The organism is Methylosinus sp. RM1 (genome assembly GCF_011378635.1).
Classification (GTDB): domain Bacteria; phylum Pseudomonadota; class Alphaproteobacteria; order Rhizobiales; family Beijerinckiaceae; genus Methylosinus; species Methylosinus sporium.
The window spans coordinates 26,283-42,743 of record NZ_WOVC01000019.1 but is presented as its reverse complement, the minus strand read 5'-3'; the positions used below and the strand labels follow the sequence as shown (position 1 = coordinate 42,743).

The window sequence follows — 16,461 nt, the reverse complement described above, 5'->3', positions numbered from 1 at the left end:
CGCCGGCGCTGCGTTCAGCCGGCCTGCTTTACACGCATGTACCACTCGACCAGACGGCGCACCTGGCGCTCCGTATAGCCGCGAGCCATCATGCGGCTTACGAATTCTGCATGTTTTTTTTCTGTCTGCGTGTCTTTTTTCGACCCGAAGGAAATGACCGGCAGCAGCTCCTCGACTTGCGAGAACATGCGCCGCTCGATGACGTCGCGGATCTTCTCATAGCTCGCCCAGGAGGGATTGCGCCCCTCGTTCGCCGCGCGCCAGCGCAGCGCGAACTTCACCACCTCATTGCGGAAGTCCTTGGGATTGGCGATGCCCGCGGGCTTCTCGATCTTGGTCAGCTCCTGATTCAGCAGGTCGCGGTCGAGCATTTGGCCGGTGTCCGGATCCTTGAAGTCCTGATCCTCGATCCAGGCGTCGGCGTAGTCGATATAGCGGTCGAAGAGATTCTGGCCGTAATCCTGATAGGACTCCAGATAGGCCTTTTGAATCTCATTGCCGATGAATTCGGCGTAACGCGGCGCGAGCTCGGCCTTGATGAACTCGAGATAGCGCTTCTCGGTCTCCGGCGGCATCTGATCGCGGCGCAGCGACTGCTCCAGCACATACATGAGATGCACGGGATCGGCCGCGACCTCGACCGTGTCGTGATTGAAGGTCGCCGCCAACACTTTGAAAGCGAAGCGTGTGGAGCAGCCGTCCATGCCCTCGTCGACGCCGGCGGCGTCCTTGTACTCGAGCATACTGCGCGCGCGGGGGTCCACCTCCCGCAGGCTCTCGCCGTCATAGACTCGCATTTTGGAGAAGAGATTGGAGTTCTCATGCGGCTTCAGCCGCGAGAGCACGATGAAGCGCGCGAGCATCTCCAGCGTGCTCGGCGCGCAGCTCGCCTCGGCGAGCTCCGAGCCGCGCAGCAGCTTCTCGTAGATATGCTGCTCCTCCGTCACCCGCAGGCAATAAGGCACCTTGATCACATAGATGCGATCGATGAAGGCCTCATTGTTGCGGTTGTTCTTGAAGCTCTGCCATTCCGCCTCGTTGGAATGGGCCATGACGATGCCGGAGAAGGGAATTGCGCCGATATTCTCGGTGCCGATGTAATTTCCCTCCTGCGTCGCCGTCAGCAGAGGATGCAGCATCTTGATCGGGGCCTTGAACATCTCGACGAATTCGAGCAGGCCCTGATTGGCGCGATTGAGGCCGCCGGAATAGCTGTAGGCGTCCGGGTCCGCCTGCGCGAGATTCTCGAGCTTGCGAATGTCCACCTTGCCGACGAGCGAGGAGATGTCCTGATTATTCTCGTCGCCCGGCTCGGTCTTGGCGATGGCGATCTGGCGCAGGCGCGAGGGCGTGATCTTCACCACGGTGAATTTGGTGATGTCGCCGCCGAATTCGTCGAGACGCTTGAGGCACCAGGGGCTCATCAGCCCGGTGAGCCGCCGGCGCGGAATGCCGTAGCGCTCCTCGAGCATGTCGCCCGCGATCGCCGGGTCGAAGAGGCCGAGCGGGCTCTCGAAGACGGGCGAGAGCTCGTCGCCGGCCTTGAGCACATAGATCGGATCGATCTCCATCAACGCCTTGAGGCGCTCGGCGAGCGAGGATTTGCCGCCGCCGACCGGGCCGAGCAGATAGAGGATCTGCTTGCGCTCCTCGAGCCCCTGCGCCGCATGGCGGAAGAAGCTGACGATCCGCTCGATCGTCTCCTCCATGCCGAAGAATTCGGCGAAGGCGGGATAGACGCGAATGGTGCGGTTCATGAAGATGCGGCCGAGCCTAGGGTCGCGCGAGGTGTCGATCAGCTCCGGCTCGCCGATCGCGTCGAGAATGCGCTCTGCCGCGCTCGCATAGGTCTTCGGATTTTCGCGGCATAGGTCGAGATAGTCGGAGAGCGTCATCTCGACCGCCCGTCTGCCTCTGTAGCTCCGCGCAAAATCCGCAAAAACGTCCGAGTTCGTCATGGGGCACCTGTCGCTGGAGCGCTATGGCTCACGATCATCGAGACGGCGCGAACACATCGGCCGCCCTCTCGTCTTCGCCGTCGACCGCCCCACCCCTGTCGACTGGTCCAGGACCGAGTTCGGGAGTTTCGTGGCAAGGTTCATGCCGGTCGCGGCGGGAAGCCTTATCCTCATATGAGCATCGATCGTCGCTCAGGGTAGACGTAACGGTGGATTCCCTCATCAGTTGGGGCGCGACCAACGATATTGACGAAGATCGGCGCACGCGTCGACACTAATCCTTCGTCCGATGGTAAAGTTCTCGAGCAGAAGCGGCCTTCAGCCCTCCTTTCGCTCCGCGGCGGCGCAGCAGCGCCCGCACAGGCCCGCGATCTCGACGACGCGCGTGCGCGGCTGGAAGCCGGCCGCCGCCGTGAGCCCGGCGAGGCCGCTGGTCAGCTCGGGGGAGGTCGCCTCGCTCACCTCGCCGCATTCGTCGCAGATGAGGAAGATCACCGGCTCGCCGGCCTCATGCGCATGGCCGCAGACCACGAAAGCGTTGCGGGAGGCCAGCCGATGGGCGAGGCCCTGGTCCAGCAGATAGCCGAGCGCGCGATAGACGGAGATCGGCGCCGGGCGCTTGCCCTTCTCATCGGCGAGAAGATCGATCATCTCATAGGCGCCGACCGGGCGGTTCGCCTTGATGAGAATATCCAGCGCGGCGCGGCGCGCCGGCGTGAGGCCCCGCGCCATCGTTCCGGGCGCCGCTCGCTTGGTGGTCATGCGCCATTGTAGCGCGTCGCGGCCGCGCTGACGAGAGTGCGCCGGTGGTCACACGCCGGCTGTCGATAAGCTGTCGATAGCTCCGGCTTGCGCGCGCGCGGCGCGCCTCTATAGTCGCGGCGCGATGCGCGCCCGCGCGAGGCGGCGCCGAAAGAAGAATCTCGAATGACCCGCTCCAAGAAAGACATCAAACGCGTCGTTCTCGCCTATTCCGGCGGCCTCGACACCTCGATTATCCTCAAATGGCTGCAGACGACCTATGGCTGCGAGGTGGTGACCTTCACCGCCGATCTCGGCCAGGGCGAGGAATTGGAGCCCGCCCGCGCCAAGGCCGAGCTGCTGGGCGTCAAGCCCGAGCATATTTTCATCGAGGATCTGCGCGAGGAGTTCGTCCGCGACTTCGTCTTCCCCATGTTCCGCGCCAACGCCCAATATGAGGGGCTCTATCTGCTCGGAACCTCGATCGCCCGCCCGCTCATCGCCAAGAAGCAGATCGAGATCGCCCGCAGGCTCGGCGCAGACGCCGTCTGCCACGGCGCCACCGGCAAGGGCAACGACCAGGTCCGCTTCGAGCTCGGCTATTATGCGCTGGAGCCGGACATCACCGTCATCGCCCCCTGGCGCGAATGGGATTTGACCTCCCGCACCGCGCTCATCGATTTCGCCGAGAAGAACCAGATTCCGATCGCCAAGGACAAGCGCGGCGACGCGCCCTTCTCGGTCGACGCCAATCTTCTGCACACCTCCTCGGAGGGCAAGGTGCTCGAGGATCCGGCGGAGGAAGTGCCGGATTATGTCTATTCCCGCACCATCGATCCCGAAAAGGCGCCGGACGTCCCGCAATATGTCACCATCGATTTCGAGAAGGGCGACGCCGTCGCCGTCGATGGCGCAGCGCTCTCGCCGGCCGCCCTGCTGACCAAGCTCAACGAGCTCGGCCGCGCCCATGGCATAGGCCGGCTCGATCTCGTCGAGAACCGCTTCGTCGGCATCAAATCGCGCGGCATGTACGAGACTCCCGGCGGCGCCATCCTGCTCATCGCCCATCGCGGCATAGAGAGCGTGACGCTGGACCGCGGCGCGGCGCATCTGAAAGACGAGATCATGCCGAAATACGCCGAGCTGATCTACAATGGCTTCTGGTTCGCCCCGGAGCGCGAGATGCTGCAGGCCTTGATCGACAAGAGCCAGGAGTTCGTCACTGGCCGCGTGCGGCTGAAGCTCTACAAGGGCTCTGTCCATGTCGTCGGCCGCGAGAGCCCCTATTCGCTGTACGATAAGGAGCTCGTCACCTTCGAGGAGGGCGCGGTGGCCTATGACCATCGCGACGCCGAGGGCTTCATCAAGCTCAACGCGCTGCGCCTGCGCACGCTGGCCAAGCGCGGCGCCCGCGGCGCGAAGGAAAAGCCCTGAGCGGCCGCCTACGACGAAAGCTGGAGCATTTTTGCGCAGAAATGCTCTAGCCTCCACGACTTCGCCTTCAAGAACTCGAGAAACGGTCGCACTATATGAGGAAATTCGGCTTCGCAACCGAGGCTGATCCCATGCTGCGAACCATTCTCGCGGCGCTGATCGTCTGCCTCGCCCTCGTCGGCGGGGTGGCGACTGCGCTCCATCTCTACAACCGCCCGGCGGAGCTACGCGTCGCCGTCGTTCAAGGGACGCAGGATTTCCGCCTGCTGACCGCGGCGGCGCAGACTTTCTCCCATCAGCACGAGCCGGTGCGGCTGAAGGTCACGCCGGTCGCCGATGCCGCCGCCGCCGCGACCGCGCTGGAGCAAGGCGCGGCCGAGCTGGCGGTGGCGCGCAGCGATGCGCTGCCGCCCTCGGCGCAGGCGATCGTCGTGCTCCATCGCAACGCCGCCGTGCTGGTCGCGCCGGGCGGCTCCAAGATCAAGCGCGTCGCCGATCTGCGCGGCAAGACGATCGGCGTCGTCCAGGAGATCGCCGGCGCGCGCGGCAATGTCCGGCTGCTCGAGACAATCCTGGCTCAATATGACATTTCCGAGCAGGGATTTGCGACAGTCACGCTACAGCCGGCGGAGGTCGAGGCGGCGCTCCGAGCGCAAAAAATCGACGCCGTCTTTCTGGTCGCAATTCCGCAGATCGGTCCGGCCAGCGACATCATCCGCAAGATCGCCGCGAGCGGAGCCAAGGGCAAGCCGCCGGTCTTTCTCGCGGTGGCGGAGGCGAAGGCGATCGCCAAGCGCTATCCGACGCTCGAGCCGACCGAGATCGTCCATGGCGCCTTCGGCGGCGATCCGCCCCGGCCGGACCAGGCGCTGGAGACCACCAGCGTCGCCGTGCTGCTGGTGGCGCGGCCGTCGCTCCAGGGAAGCGTCGCCGGCGAGGCGACGCGCGCCTTTCTCACCAGCCGCTCGGCCATCGCCGCTCTCGCGCCGCTCGCCAATAATATGGAGGCGCCCGCCACCGACAAGGATTCGGTCGTGCCGGCGCATCAGGGCGTGATCGATTTCATCGACGGCGAGGAACGCGGATTCTTCGACAAATACAGCGACTTCTTCTATCTCGGCGCGATGCTGGCCTCGCTCGTCGGCTCGGCCGCGGCGGCGCTCGCCAGCCGCGTGCGGACAAAGACGCACGAGCATTCCGAACGGCTGATCGAGCGCCTGCTGGAAATCCTGCCCGCCGCCCGCGCGGCGCAGGATTTCGCCGAGCTCGACGATTATGAGCGCGAGCTGGATCAGGCGCTGGTCTGCTCCGTCGCCGATCTCCGCCTGCGCCATATGGACGGAACCTCGCTGCATGTGGTCTCGCTGGCGCTGGATCAGGCCCGTCTCGCCATACAGGATCGCCGCCGCGCGCTGTGCGAGGCGAAGGGGGAGACCGCAAAGGGGGAGGTCGCCGCCTTTCCGGCGCTGCGGAAGATTCCGGCGGCGGAATAGGCGCGTCAGCCCTCGGGAGGATCGCCTTCCGGCGGAAGCGCCTCCTCCAGCACGCCGATATATTCGGCCAAAGTCGCATCGAGCCGCTCGCACATGAACGTCCGATAGGGAATGGCGTCGTCGGCGAGCGAGGCGCGCTCGAGGCTGTCCAGATAGGTTTTGCGATCCTCCGGCCGCACCGAGACCGGAGGAAAGCCGCCGCGGATGAGCAGCAGATTCATCAGCAGTCGCGCCGTTCGGCCATTGCCGTCCGCGAAGGGATGAATCGCGGTCAGCCGGAAATGCGCCTCGAAGGCCGTGAGCGGCTCGGCGGCGGCGGCCGACAGCAGCCATGCGCCGAACTGCTCCATCAATTGCGGAATCTTCGCCGGATTGGGAAAAGTCACGGCCGAGCCGGCGATACGGCGAGGATTGCGGCTGTAGATTCCGGCGATGCCCGGCTGGCTTCGCGCCACGATCCGCCGATGCAGCTCGCACACCGTATCCTCGCCGACGAGACCGCTCTGCGCCGCCAGCTCACGCATCCAGAGCAGGGCGTCGTAATGGTCGACCGCCTCGAGATGCTCGCGAAGCGACTTGCCGCCGACGGTGACGCCATGCTCGACGACCTCGGCGGTCTCTCGCAGCGTCAGCGTGTTTCCCTCTATGGCGTTGGACGAGTAGGTGAGCTCGACGTCATAGTGCTTTTGGAGCTGAGCGACCGCATCGGCCCGCAACGGACGCAGCCGATCGAGCCGGGCCTTTTTTCTCGCAATGCTGTCAAAGAGATCGCCAGCCATGCGAATCTCATATCAGATAATTGAAATCACGTCATGTTTCACGAAAGCCCGAACCGGTCTGGCGCGGTTCCGTCCCCCTGCCGCCACGCTTCCCATTCGCGTCGCGCTCCTGTATGAGATGCCGCACTGCAAAAAGCCGCGGTCCGCCTCGCGCCCGAAAGGAGCGCCGGGCCGCGCTTCGCCCGCGAACCGATCGGCCATAATCCCATGAAGCTGCGCAACATCGCCATCATCGCCCACGTCGACCACGGCAAGACGACGCTCGTCGACCAGCTGCTCCGGCAATCGGGCGCCTTCCGCGAGAACCAGCGCGTCGCCGAGCGGGTGATGGACAGCAACGACCTCGAGAAAGAGCGCGGCATCACCATCATGGCCAAGGCGACCTCGATCGCCTGGAAGGACACGCGCATCAATATCGTCGACACCCCCGGCCACGCCGATTTCGGCGGCGAGGTGGAGCGCATCCTCTCCATGGTGGACGGCGCCATCGTGCTGGTGGACGCGGCCGAAGGCCCGATGCCGCAGACCAAATTCGTCGTCGGCAAGGCGCTGAAGATCGGCCTCAAACCGATCGTGGCCATCAACAAGGTCGACAAGCCCGACGCCCGCATCAGCGAGGTGGTGAATGAGGTGTTCGACCTCTTCGCCGCGCTGGACGCCACCGACGAGCAGCTCGATTTCCCGATCATCTACGGCTCCGCCAAGCAGGGCTGGATGGCGGAGGAGCCGACCGGCCCGCAGGACGGCATGGCCCCGCTGTTCGATCTCGTCATCGAGCATGTGCCGGAGCCCAAGATCGAAGAGGGCGGCTTCCGAATGCTCGGCACGCTGCTCGAGGCGAATCCCTATCTCGGCCGCATCATCACCGGCCGCGTCTTCGCCGGCAGCGTCAAGCCCAATCAGGCGGTGAAGGTGCTGGACCGCTCCGGCAAGGTCGTCGAGCAGGGCCGCGTCTCCAAGATTCTCGCCTTCCGCGGCATCGAGCGCCAGCCGATCGACGAGGCGGAGGCGGGCGATATCGTCGCCATCGCCGGCCTCGAGAAATATAACGTCGCCGACACGCTCTGCGCGCTCGAGGTCAATGAGCCGCTGCAGGCCCAGCCGATCGACCCGCCGACCCTCTCCATGACTTTCCTCGTCAACGACTCGCCGCTCGCCGGCACCGAGGGCGACAAGGTCACGAGCCGCATGATCCGCGCCCGCCTGTTCAAGGAGGCCGAGGGCAATGTGGCGCTCCGCGTCGAGGATTCGCCCGGCGGCGAGAGCTTCATCGTCTCCGGCCGCGGCGAATTGCAGCTCGCCATTCTGATCGAGACCATGCGCCGCGAGGGCTTCGAGCTCGGCGTCTCCCGCCCCAAGGTCGTGTTCCAGAAGGACGAGGCCGGCGAGATATTGGAGCCGATCGAGGAGGTCGTGATCGACGTCGACGAGGAGCATTCCGGCGTCGTCGTGCAGAAAATGTCCGAGCGCAAGGCCGAGATGATCGAGATGCGCCCCTCCGGCGGCAATCGCCTGCGTCTCGTCTTCCACGCGCCGACGCGCGGCCTCATCGGCTATCAGGGCGAGCTTCTCACCGACACGCGCGGCACGGCGATCATGAACCGCCTGTTCCACGAATATGCGGCCTATAAGGGCGAGATCGCCGGCCGCCGCAATGGCGTGCTGATCTCCAACGAGCAGGGCGAGGCCGTGGCCTACGCCATGTGGAAGCTCGAGGATCGCGGCCCGATGATGATCGAGCCGGGCTGGAAGGTCTATCGCGGCATGATCGTCGGCGAGCATACGCGCGACAACGACCTCGAGATCAACGTCCTCAAGGGCAAGCAGCTGACCAATATCCGCGCCGCCGGCAAGGACGAGGCCGTGCGCCTCACCCCGCCGATCAAGATGACGCTGGAGAAGGCGCTGGCCTATATCGAGGACGACGAACTGGTGGAGATCACGCCCAAGTCGATCCGCCTGCGCAAGACCTATCTCGATCCCAATGAGCGCAAGCGCGCGCGCGGCAAATCGGCTGCGGTAGCATAAAGCACGGAACGCCTTCCCGAGCGCCTTAGGCGCTCGGGAAGCGCCTGAGCCGGCAAAGCGACGCCGCTATTTCATTGTCGGCGCCTTGCTCGCTGAGCAACTCTATTTTATGCTACTACCATAGAGAAAATGTTCTCTTCGGCTTAGCGAGGAGGACTTTGCGGAAATTTTTCGATTTTCGAATTTGGAGAACGCAATATGACGGAACTCGACCCCGACGGCCCGGTCACTCCGATCGCCAAGGTCACGGAAAAAGTCACAAAAGGGCGAATTCTTATCGGCGAGTTCGGTAAGCTTTTTAAAGAAGTAGGTATTTTGTTCGGGACCGTGAGCGCCGTCGCAGGAACAATGTACGGGTTTCGGACGCCCTTGATCGATTACTCATGCAAAAACGGACTCTCGCTTTTCGATTTCTGTGGCGAAAGCGCTTACGTCATCGTTTCATCGATACGCAAGCCCCACCCAAAGCAGGCGGACGAATGCTCCAAGCAGATGTCGGACGAGCGCGACAATTTGGCGGCCTGCACGTCGGAAAAACTATACATTGTGGACTCCGGGCAAAACAATAAGAGCTTTGCGCCCGATACCTGCGCGATCGTATCAGGTCCAGCGTATCCGGTGGTCGTGAATCAGGTGCTCGAGCAATTCGCCAAATGCGATATTTTCAAGGGCGCCGCTCAGCGACAAGCCGCAAAGGATTAGAATCAAATCGTCTTCGTATGCCTCCTCACGCCGCGAGCGGCAGCCGGCAGGCGCTGAGCGCGCGCAAAAATCCATCCATCCAATTATAAGAATCATGCTTGCGCACGCGCGCGAGCAGCGCCGCATGGCGCTCCTTGCGTTCGCCGAGCGGCATCACGATCGCCTTTTGCATCGCATTGGCGACCTCGTCCGCGTCGTAAGGATTGACGATCAGCGCCTCTTGCAGCTCCTCCGCCGCGCCGGCGAAGCGCGACAGCACCAGCACGCCCGGATTCTCCGCATCCTGCGCGACGACATATTCCTTGGCGACGAGATTCATGCCGTCGCGCAGAGGCGTCACCAGCCCCACTTGTGAACCGCGATAGAGCGCCGCCAGCGTGTCGCGATCGACGCGACGATGCAGATAGCGCACCGGCGTCCAGTCGAAATCGCCGAACTGCCCGTTGATCTCGCCCGACAAGGCCTCCAGCTCGTGACGTATGTCGGCATAGGCCTGCACATCCTCGCGCGTCGGCGGCGCGATCTGCATCAGCGTCACCGCCTTGCAATTCTGCGGATAGATTTCGAGCAGGCGCTTGAAGGAACGCAGCCGATCCGGAAGGCCCTTGGTGTAGTCGAGCCGATCGACGCCGATGACATTTATGCGCGGCTCGCCGGCGCGATGCAGGCGCTCGATGCGCTTCGCCGCGCTCGGGCTCTCGGCCATAGCGGCAAAAGAATCGACATCTATGCCGACAGGAAAGACAGACGCCGTCACCGTCTTGCCGCCGACGCGCACGAGATCGGGCGTCAGCATCTCGCCCTGCATGAAGTCGCACATGAAGCGCAAGAAATTCGCTTGATCGGTCTTCGTCTGAAAGCCCACGAGATCATATTCGACCAGCGCGCTCATCAGCCATTCGTGCTCCGGCATGGCGCAGAGCACATCCGGCGGCGGAAACGGAATATGCAGAAAGAAACCGATGCGATTGGCGACGCCGCGCTCGCGCAGAGCGGCGCCGAGCGGGATGAAATGATAATCGTGCACCCAGACGAGATCATTGCCCTTCAGCATGGGCGCGAGCTTTTCCGCGAAGCGATCGTTGACCCGGCGATAGCCGTCGATCGCCTCTTGCGTGAAGCGCGCGAGATCGAGCCGGTAATGATGCACGGGCCATAGCGCCGCATTGGCGAAGCCGAGATAATAATCGCGATAGTCGCGCTCGGTGAGCGGCATTGTGGCGAGCGTCAGCTCGTCGAATTTGACGCGCGATACGTCGATCTCGGCGTCGTCCGGCACGATTTCGCCATTCCAGCCGAACCATACGCCGCCGCGCTTGCGCAGCGCGTCGAGAATGCATACGGCGAGCCCGCCGGCGGCATGACTGCAGCCGGGCTCGGCGACGCGATTGGAGACGACGACGAGGCGTTTCATATGGCTTTCTCCCAAGAACGCGACAGCCTCATGGCGCAGTTGATGACGCCGACCATGGAATAGGTCTGCGGATAGTTTCCCCAGGCTTCGCCGGTTTTGACGTCTATGTCCTCGGACATCATGCCGAGCCGGTTGCGTTGCGCGAGCAGCGCCTCGAAATAGTCGCGCGCCTCCTCGCGGCGCCCCATGCGCGCGAGCGCGTCGATGCGCCAGAAGGAGCAGGTGGTGAAGGCGGTCGTCGGCTCGCCGAAATCATCGGCCGCCTCATAGCGCATCATATGCGCGCCGCGACCGAGCGCCGATTCGATCTGCTCGAGCGTCGAAACCATGCGCGGATCATTGGGATCGATGAAGCCGACCTCGGTCATCAGCAAAACGCCGGCGTCGAGATACTCGCCGTCGAGCGATTCGACGAAGGCCTGACGCTTTTGCGACCAGGCCCGCTCGAGAATCACCTGCTTGATGCGTTCGGCCTCCTGCCGCCAATCGCGAGCGCGCTCCGGCTCGCCAATGTAATCGGCGATGCGCGCGAGGCGATCGGCCGCCGCCCAGCACATGAGACTCGACGTCGTGTGAATGCGCGCGCGCGAGCGCAGCTCCCACATGCCGGCGTCGGGCTTGTCGTAGCAGGCGAGCGCCTGCCGGCCCATATCCTCGAGCCGCAGGAAATCCATGCGCGTCGGCGGCGACATCAGGCGCCGATCGAGAAAGGCCTGCGCGACGCCGAGGATCACATTGCCATAAGAATCGTGCTGAAAATGCTGATACGCCTGATTGCCGACGCGCACTGGCCCCATGCCGCGATAGCCGGGCAGATTGGGAATGATGCGCTCGGTGAGCTCCGATTCGAGGCCGAGCCCATAGACCGGCTGAATATGCGAGCCGGCCGCCGAAGCGACGATATTCATCAGCCAATCGAAATAATTCTCCATCTTGCGCATCGCCGCCATGCGATTGAGCGCGCGCACGACGAAGTAGGCGTCGCGCACCCAGCAATAGCGATAATCCCAATTGCGCTGCGTGCCCGGCGCCTCGGGAATGCTCGTCGTCAGCGCGGCGACGATGGCGCCGGTTCCTTCATAGGTGCAGAGCTTCAGCGTGATCGCGGCGCGCAGCACCGCGCTCTGCCATTCGAACGGAATCGCCAGCCGATGCACCCAGCGGCGCCAATAGTCGCGCGTGCGCTCCTCGAAATTGCGCGCCGTATGCGCGATGCCCTCGTGCAAGGTCTCGTCCGGGCCGAGCAGGAGATCGACAGGGCTGCTCAGATTGAACAGCGTCTCCTCGCGCACATAATCGAGCGGCGCATTGGTGGTGAGCCGCAGAACCGAATGCGGGCCGACATAGCGAATGTGATGCGAGCCGAAGGTGAGGCCGGGAAGAGCCGCGCCATAATCGTAGCGCGGCCGCAGCCGAATACGAATGCGCGGCGTGCCGGAGACCGGCGTGAGCCGGCGGATCAGCATGTTGGGATGATAGAGACGATCGCGCCAGAAGAAGCGCGGCGCAAAATCGGTGACGCGCACCGAGCCCTGCTTACCATGCAGCACCGTCTCGAGCACCGCCGTGTTGCCGCAATAATCCTGCTCGCTGTGAACCCGATCCTCGAGATCTATCGCGAAGAAGCCGCCATCCTCCATGTCGGGTGGCGAGCCGAGCAGGCTGTGGAACACGGGATCGCCGTCGAAGCGCGGCAGGCAGCACCACACGACGCTGGCGTCGCGATCGATCAGCGCGGCGAAGGAGCAATTGCCGACGACGCCGAGCTCTAGATCGCTGACCTTGCGCTCCTGCTGCTGCTGCTGCGCATCGCTCATCGCGCCCGCTCCGCTTCCGCTACGCGCGCGAGCTCGGCGAGCCAGCGATGCAATTCGTGCAGATCCGCCGCTCTATAATGCGCCAGAGTGGCGCTTCTCCCCACTTTGATGGAGATGCCGCCGCGCGCATTGACGACGCCGAAGCCGACCTCATCCGTCACGTCGTCGCCGGCGAAGATCGGCACGCGTCCGCGAAACGGCTCTTCCTTCAGAAATGCCTCGATCACGTCGCCTTTGTCGCCGCCCTGCGAGCGAATCTCGAAAACTTTCTTTCCAGGCAGGACCTCGAGCTCGGGATGATCGCGCACGGCGCGCTCCGCAATGGCGCGGCATCTCGCCTCCAGTTCCGGGCGAAGGCGATAGTGGAGAGCGACCGCGCCGGTCTTGCGCTCGACGATGACGCCGGCGTCGTCGACGACATCCGCTTCTATCGCGCGAATGACCCGCTCGAGATCGGCGCATACGTCGCCGCTCCGATGCAGGCGCCCCGCTGCGTCGCGGCGTTGCAATCCATGCACGCCGGCCACCGGGAGCCGAAGCGGGCTGAGCAGAGCGTCGATGACGGCGATGTCGCGGCCTGAGACCACAGCGAGAGCGTCGCCGGCGGCGCGCCGCAATGCGCCGAGAAGCGCGATGGTCGACGCTTCGACTCGCACGGCCTCCGGTCGCTCGGCGATTTCGGCGACCGTGCCGTCGAGATCGAGAAACAGCGCGAAACGGCCGATATCATCGACTTTGGGCAACATCGATCGAGCGTCTCCCTCCGGCCGCATCTTGCCGCGGCGACCCGTCATGCACATTTCGGATGTGAGGGAACAGCGACGTTCGCGCCGATTCGCGCTCTCGCGTTCGTTCCCGCCCTCGCTTGTGAAACAACTATGGACGACTTCGACGTTTTCAATGACGCTGCCACAGCGATGTAACGGCGACGCTCGCGCCTCCTTTTCGCGAGCCGGGCCGCTGGACATGTGTCGGGACGGAGCCAGATGCCGCGACTGAAGCCGTTTTGTGCGCCTTGGTTTCCCGCCGATGAGGAGATCGCGGCGGCGCTCCTGTCCGCGCCTTTCGATCTCGAGCATAGCGCGCGCGCCGACAAACTGGCGCAGCGCCTGCTCGCGGCCGTGCGCGCGCCCGAGGGAATCGGCCATATCGAGCGGCTGATGCAAGAATATTCGCTGTCGACCCGCGAGGGCGTGGCGCTGATGGCGCTCGCCGAATCGCTGCTGCGCGTGCCCGACGATTCGACTCTCGATCGTCTCATCGCCGACAAGCTCGCCGCCGGCGCATTCGATCGTCACGCGCCCGTCTCCGACGCGCTGCTCGTGCAGGCGACCGCCTTCGCGCTCGGCGTCTCGACGAAGATTTTCGCTGCGGATGAGACGCCGCGCAGCCTCGTCGCGCAAGCGGCCCGGCGGCTCGGCGCGCCGGCGCTGCGCAGCGCCGCCCGACAGGCCATGCGACTGATGGGCGATCATTTCGTTCTCGGCGAGACGATCGAGGAGGCGCTCGCCAACGCATCCGCCGACTCGCGCTGGCGCTACTCGTTCGACATGCTCGGGGAAGGCGCGCGCAGCGCCGCGGACGCCGAGCGCTATTTCCAGTCCTATGCTTCGGCGATCACAGCCATAGGCGCGAAGGCCGGCGCGCGCCCTCTTCCCGACCGGCCCGGCGTCTCGGTCAAGCTCTCTGCTCTGCATCCGCGCTTCGAGCCATTGTCGCAGGAGCGCGTGCTGCGCGAGCTCACGCCCCGTCTGCTCGAGCTCGCGCGCCTCGCCAAGATTCACGATCTCGCCTTCACGATCGACGCAGAGGAGGCCGAACGTCTCGAGCTGTCGCTCGACGTGATAGACGCCGTCGTCGCCGACCCCTCGCTCGCCGGCTGGGACGGCTTCGGCCTCGCCGTCCAAGCCTATCAAAAACGCGCCGCCGCCGTGATCGATCATATCGAAGCGCTGGCGGAGGCGCATGACAGGCGCTTCATGATCCGCCTCGTCAAAGGCGCCTATTGGGACACGGAGATCAAACGCGCGCAAGAACGCGGGCTCGCAGACTATCCGGTGTTCACGCGCAAGGCGATGACCGATCTGAACTACGCCGCCTGCGCCGACCGCCTGCTCGCAGCGCCGCGCATTTTTCCACAATTCGCGACGCATAATGCGCTGACCATCGCGACGATCGTCGAGAGCGCCCGCGATCCGTCGACCTATGAATTCCAGCGCCTGCATGGAATGGGCGCGGAGCTCTACGCGGCGCTGCTCGACGAAGAGAAGCGCGCACGCTGCCGCGTTTACGCGCCGGTCGGCCCGCATCGCGATCTGCTCGCCTATCTCGTGCGACGCCTCATCGAGAACGGCGCCAATTCCTCCTTTGTCGCGCGCGCCGCCGACGCCGCGACGCCGCAGAGCGAATTGCTCGCGCCGCCGCGCGCGATCATCGGCGACGCTATGCGCGCTCGTCATTCTCGTCTGCCGCTCCCCTCCGATCTCTATCGGCCGCTGCGCGCAAATTCCAAAGGCGTCGAATTCGGCGATCGTCGAGCGTGCGACGCTCTGCTGGCGGAGCGCGACGCCGAGCACAACCGGCTGCGCGTAGCGGCGCCGTCATATGGAAAAAGCGGCGTCGCTCCGCGTGATTTGCGATCGCCGATCGACGCCGCGCTCATCGGCTCCGTCGTCGAAGCAGATGCGCAGACCGCGCGCGACGCCATGGCTGCCGCCGCTCGCGCCTTTCCCGCATGGGAAGCGACGCCCGTCGAAGCGCGCGCCGACATTATCGAGCGCGCCGCCGATTTCATCGAGGCGCGACGCGGACTCTTCATCGCGCTGCTGCAGGACGAAGGCGGCAAGACGCTCGACGACGCGCTCGCGGAAGTGCGCGAATCCGCCGATCTCTGCCGCTACTATGCGGGACAGGCCCGTCGCCTCTGCGAGGAGAAGGCCCTCCCCGGCCCCACCGGCGAAGACAATCGCCTGCGCCGGCGTGGGCGCGGCGTTTTCGTCTGCATCTCGCCGTGGAATTTTCCGCTGGCGATTTTTATCGGCCAGATCGTTGCGGCGCTCGTCGCCGGCAATGCCGCAGTCGCCAAGCCAGCCGAGCAAACGCCGCTCATCGCGAGCGAAGCTGTCGCGCTTCTGCACGAAGCCGGCGTTCCGCACGAAGCGCTTCATTGTCTCCCCGGCGATGGCGCGCTCGGAGCCGCGCTCATCGGCGACGCCAATGTCGCCGGCGTCGTCTTCACCGGCTCGACCGCAGCCGCGCAATCCATTCATCGAGCGCTCGCAGCGTCGACTGGGCCAATCGTTCCATTCATCGCCGAGACCGGCGGCGTCAACGCCATGATCGTCGATTCGACGGCTCTGCTCGAGCAAGTCGTCGACGACGTCATCGCTTCCGCCTTCCGCTCCGCCGGTCAACGCTGCTCGGCGCTGCGGCTTCTCTGCCTCCAAGAGGATATAGCGCAGGATGCGCTCGCTATGCTGATCGGCGCGACGAGAGAGCTTCGCGTCGGCGATCCACGCGATCCATCGACACACATCGGGCCGGTCATCGACGACACGGCGAAAGCGCGGCTCTGCGCCTATCTCGCGCAGCGCCGTGCGGAGGGGCGCGTGTTCTATGCCGGCGCGGCGCCCGAGAGCGGCAGCTTCGTCGCGCCGCATATTGTGAGGCTCGATCGCGCCAGCGATCTCCGCGAGGAGATTTTCGGCCCCATTCTCCATGTCGCGACATGGCGCGCGCAAAAAGACGAGGATTTTTTAACGCTGGTCGAAGACATTGCGGCCAATGGATTCGGCCTCACAATGGGCCTGCATACGCGCATAGAGACGCGCATTCGTGCGCTCGCCGAGGCGACGCCCGCCGGCAATCTCTACGTCAATCGCAATATGATCGGCGCCGTCGTGGGCAGCCAGCCTTTCGGCGGATCCCGCATGAGCGGCACCGGGCCCAAGGCCGGAGGCTCCGACTATCTGCGCCGCTTCCTGCGTGAAGAGACCGTGAGCGTCAACACCGCCTCCTTCGGCGGCGACGCGCGGCTGCTGGCGATGAAGGAGTGACGCAAGGCGACACTCGCCAGCGTTCTCGGTCTTGAAACCG

11 protein-coding genes are annotated in these 16,461 nt (G+C 64.5%); 5 read left to right on the top strand and 6 right to left on the bottom strand.

Features of this window, described 5'->3' with window-relative positions; all coding sequences use genetic code 11:
- Positions 1 to 14: 14 nt before the first annotated feature.
- Together FMZ75_RS13785 and FMZ75_RS13780 are read right to left on the bottom strand one after the other, a co-directional pair.
- Complete coding sequence (locus tag FMZ75_RS13785; RefSeq protein WP_108915256.1) at positions 15 to 1,958, bottom strand: PrkA family serine protein kinase; 1,944 nt, start codon at positions 1,956 to 1,958, stop codon at positions 15 to 17.
- 318 nt (positions 1,959 to 2,276) lie between these two features.
- Positions 2,277 to 2,720, bottom strand: coding sequence for a Fur family transcriptional regulator (locus FMZ75_RS13780; RefSeq protein WP_166143559.1), 444 nt, complete (start codon positions 2,718 to 2,720; stop codon positions 2,277 to 2,279).
- A gap of 165 nt (positions 2,721 to 2,885) precedes the next feature.
- Between FMZ75_RS13780 and FMZ75_RS13775 the strand changes: the two genes are divergently transcribed.
- On the top strand, positions 2,886 to 4,133 hold the full coding sequence (locus tag FMZ75_RS13775) for an argininosuccinate synthase (RefSeq protein ID WP_142862170.1): 1,248 nt from the start codon (positions 2,886 to 2,888) through the stop codon (positions 4,131 to 4,133).
- Between the two features lie 131 nt (positions 4,134 to 4,264).
- Complete coding sequence (locus tag FMZ75_RS13770) at positions 4,265 to 5,626, top strand: TAXI family TRAP transporter solute-binding subunit (RefSeq protein WP_246728970.1); 1,362 nt, start codon at positions 4,265 to 4,267, stop codon at positions 5,624 to 5,626.
- A gap of 5 nt (positions 5,627 to 5,631) precedes the next feature.
- Here FMZ75_RS13770 and FMZ75_RS13765 read toward each other — a convergent pair whose 3' ends face one another.
- Positions 5,632 to 6,405, bottom strand: coding sequence for a Fic family protein (locus FMZ75_RS13765; protein WP_166143555.1), 774 nt, complete (start codon positions 6,403 to 6,405; stop codon positions 5,632 to 5,634).
- A gap of 207 nt (positions 6,406 to 6,612) precedes the next feature.
- Between FMZ75_RS13765 and typA the strand changes: the two genes are divergently transcribed.
- Entirely contained in the window at positions 6,613 to 8,433 is a 1,821-nt protein-coding gene (gene typA / locus FMZ75_RS13760) for a translational GTPase TypA (protein WP_166143553.1), read from the top strand.
- Positions 8,434 to 8,631: 198 nt separating this feature from the next.
- Positions 8,632 to 9,135, top strand: coding sequence for a hypothetical protein (locus FMZ75_RS13755; RefSeq protein ID WP_166143551.1), 504 nt, complete (start codon positions 8,632 to 8,634; stop codon positions 9,133 to 9,135).
- A 25-nt stretch (positions 9,136 to 9,160) separates the two neighbouring features.
- Here FMZ75_RS13755 and otsA read toward each other — a convergent pair whose 3' ends face one another.
- From otsA to otsB, 3 genes are read right to left on the bottom strand one after another with little or no spacing between them, the layout of a single operon-like run.
- Positions 9,161 to 10,549, bottom strand: coding sequence for an alpha,alpha-trehalose-phosphate synthase (UDP-forming) (gene otsA / locus FMZ75_RS13750; RefSeq protein WP_166143549.1), 1,389 nt, complete (start codon positions 10,547 to 10,549; stop codon positions 9,161 to 9,163).
- Complete coding sequence (locus tag FMZ75_RS13745) at positions 10,546 to 12,366, bottom strand: glycoside hydrolase family 15 protein (protein ID WP_166143547.1); 1,821 nt, start codon at positions 12,364 to 12,366, stop codon at positions 10,546 to 10,548. The genes otsA and FMZ75_RS13745 overlap by 4 nt, the downstream gene beginning before the upstream one ends.
- A complete protein-coding gene (otsB, locus tag FMZ75_RS13740) occupies positions 12,363 to 13,112 on the bottom strand; it encodes a trehalose-phosphatase (RefSeq protein ID WP_166143545.1) in 750 nt (249 codons plus the stop codon). Before otsB ends, FMZ75_RS13745 begins: the two co-directional genes overlap by 4 nt.
- Positions 13,113 to 13,352: 240 nt before the next feature.
- Between otsB and putA the strand changes: the two genes are divergently transcribed.
- Positions 13,353 to 16,421 (top strand): bifunctional proline dehydrogenase/L-glutamate gamma-semialdehyde dehydrogenase PutA, encoded by a 3,069-nt coding sequence (gene putA / locus FMZ75_RS13735; RefSeq protein WP_166143543.1) that lies wholly within the window; start codon positions 13,353 to 13,355, stop codon positions 16,419 to 16,421.
- The last annotated feature ends 40 nt before the right edge of the window (positions 16,422 to 16,461 follow it).

Coding starts and splice junctions, on each gene's coding strand:
- FMZ75_RS13765 (WP_166143555.1), bottom strand. CDS start 6,405: ATGGCTGGCGATCTCTTTGACAGCATTGCGAGAAAAAAGGCCCGGCTC.
- putA (WP_166143543.1), top strand. CDS start 13,353: ATGCCGCGACTGAAGCCGTTTTGTGCGCCTTGGTTTCCCGCCGATGAG.
- FMZ75_RS13775 (WP_142862170.1), top strand. CDS start 2,886: ATGACCCGCTCCAAGAAAGACATCAAACGCGTCGTTCTCGCCTATTCC.
- otsB (WP_166143545.1), bottom strand. CDS start 13,112: ATGTTGCCCAAAGTCGATGATATCGGCCGTTTCGCGCTGTTTCTCGAT.
- FMZ75_RS13770 (WP_246728970.1), top strand. CDS start 4,265: ATGCTGCGAACCATTCTCGCGGCGCTGATCGTCTGCCTCGCCCTCGTC.
- typA (WP_166143553.1), top strand. CDS start 6,613: ATGAAGCTGCGCAACATCGCCATCATCGCCCACGTCGACCACGGCAAG.
- FMZ75_RS13785 (WP_108915256.1), bottom strand. CDS start 1,958: ATGACGAACTCGGACGTTTTTGCGGATTTTGCGCGGAGCTACAGAGGC.
- FMZ75_RS13780 (WP_166143559.1), bottom strand. CDS start 2,720: ATGACCACCAAGCGAGCGGCGCCCGGAACGATGGCGCGGGGCCTCACG.
- FMZ75_RS13745 (WP_166143547.1), bottom strand. CDS start 12,366: ATGAGCGATGCGCAGCAGCAGCAGCAGGAGCGCAAGGTCAGCGATCTA.
- FMZ75_RS13755 (WP_166143551.1), top strand. CDS start 8,632: ATGACGGAACTCGACCCCGACGGCCCGGTCACTCCGATCGCCAAGGTC.
- otsA (WP_166143549.1), bottom strand. CDS start 10,549: ATGAAACGCCTCGTCGTCGTCTCCAATCGCGTCGCCGAGCCCGGCTGC.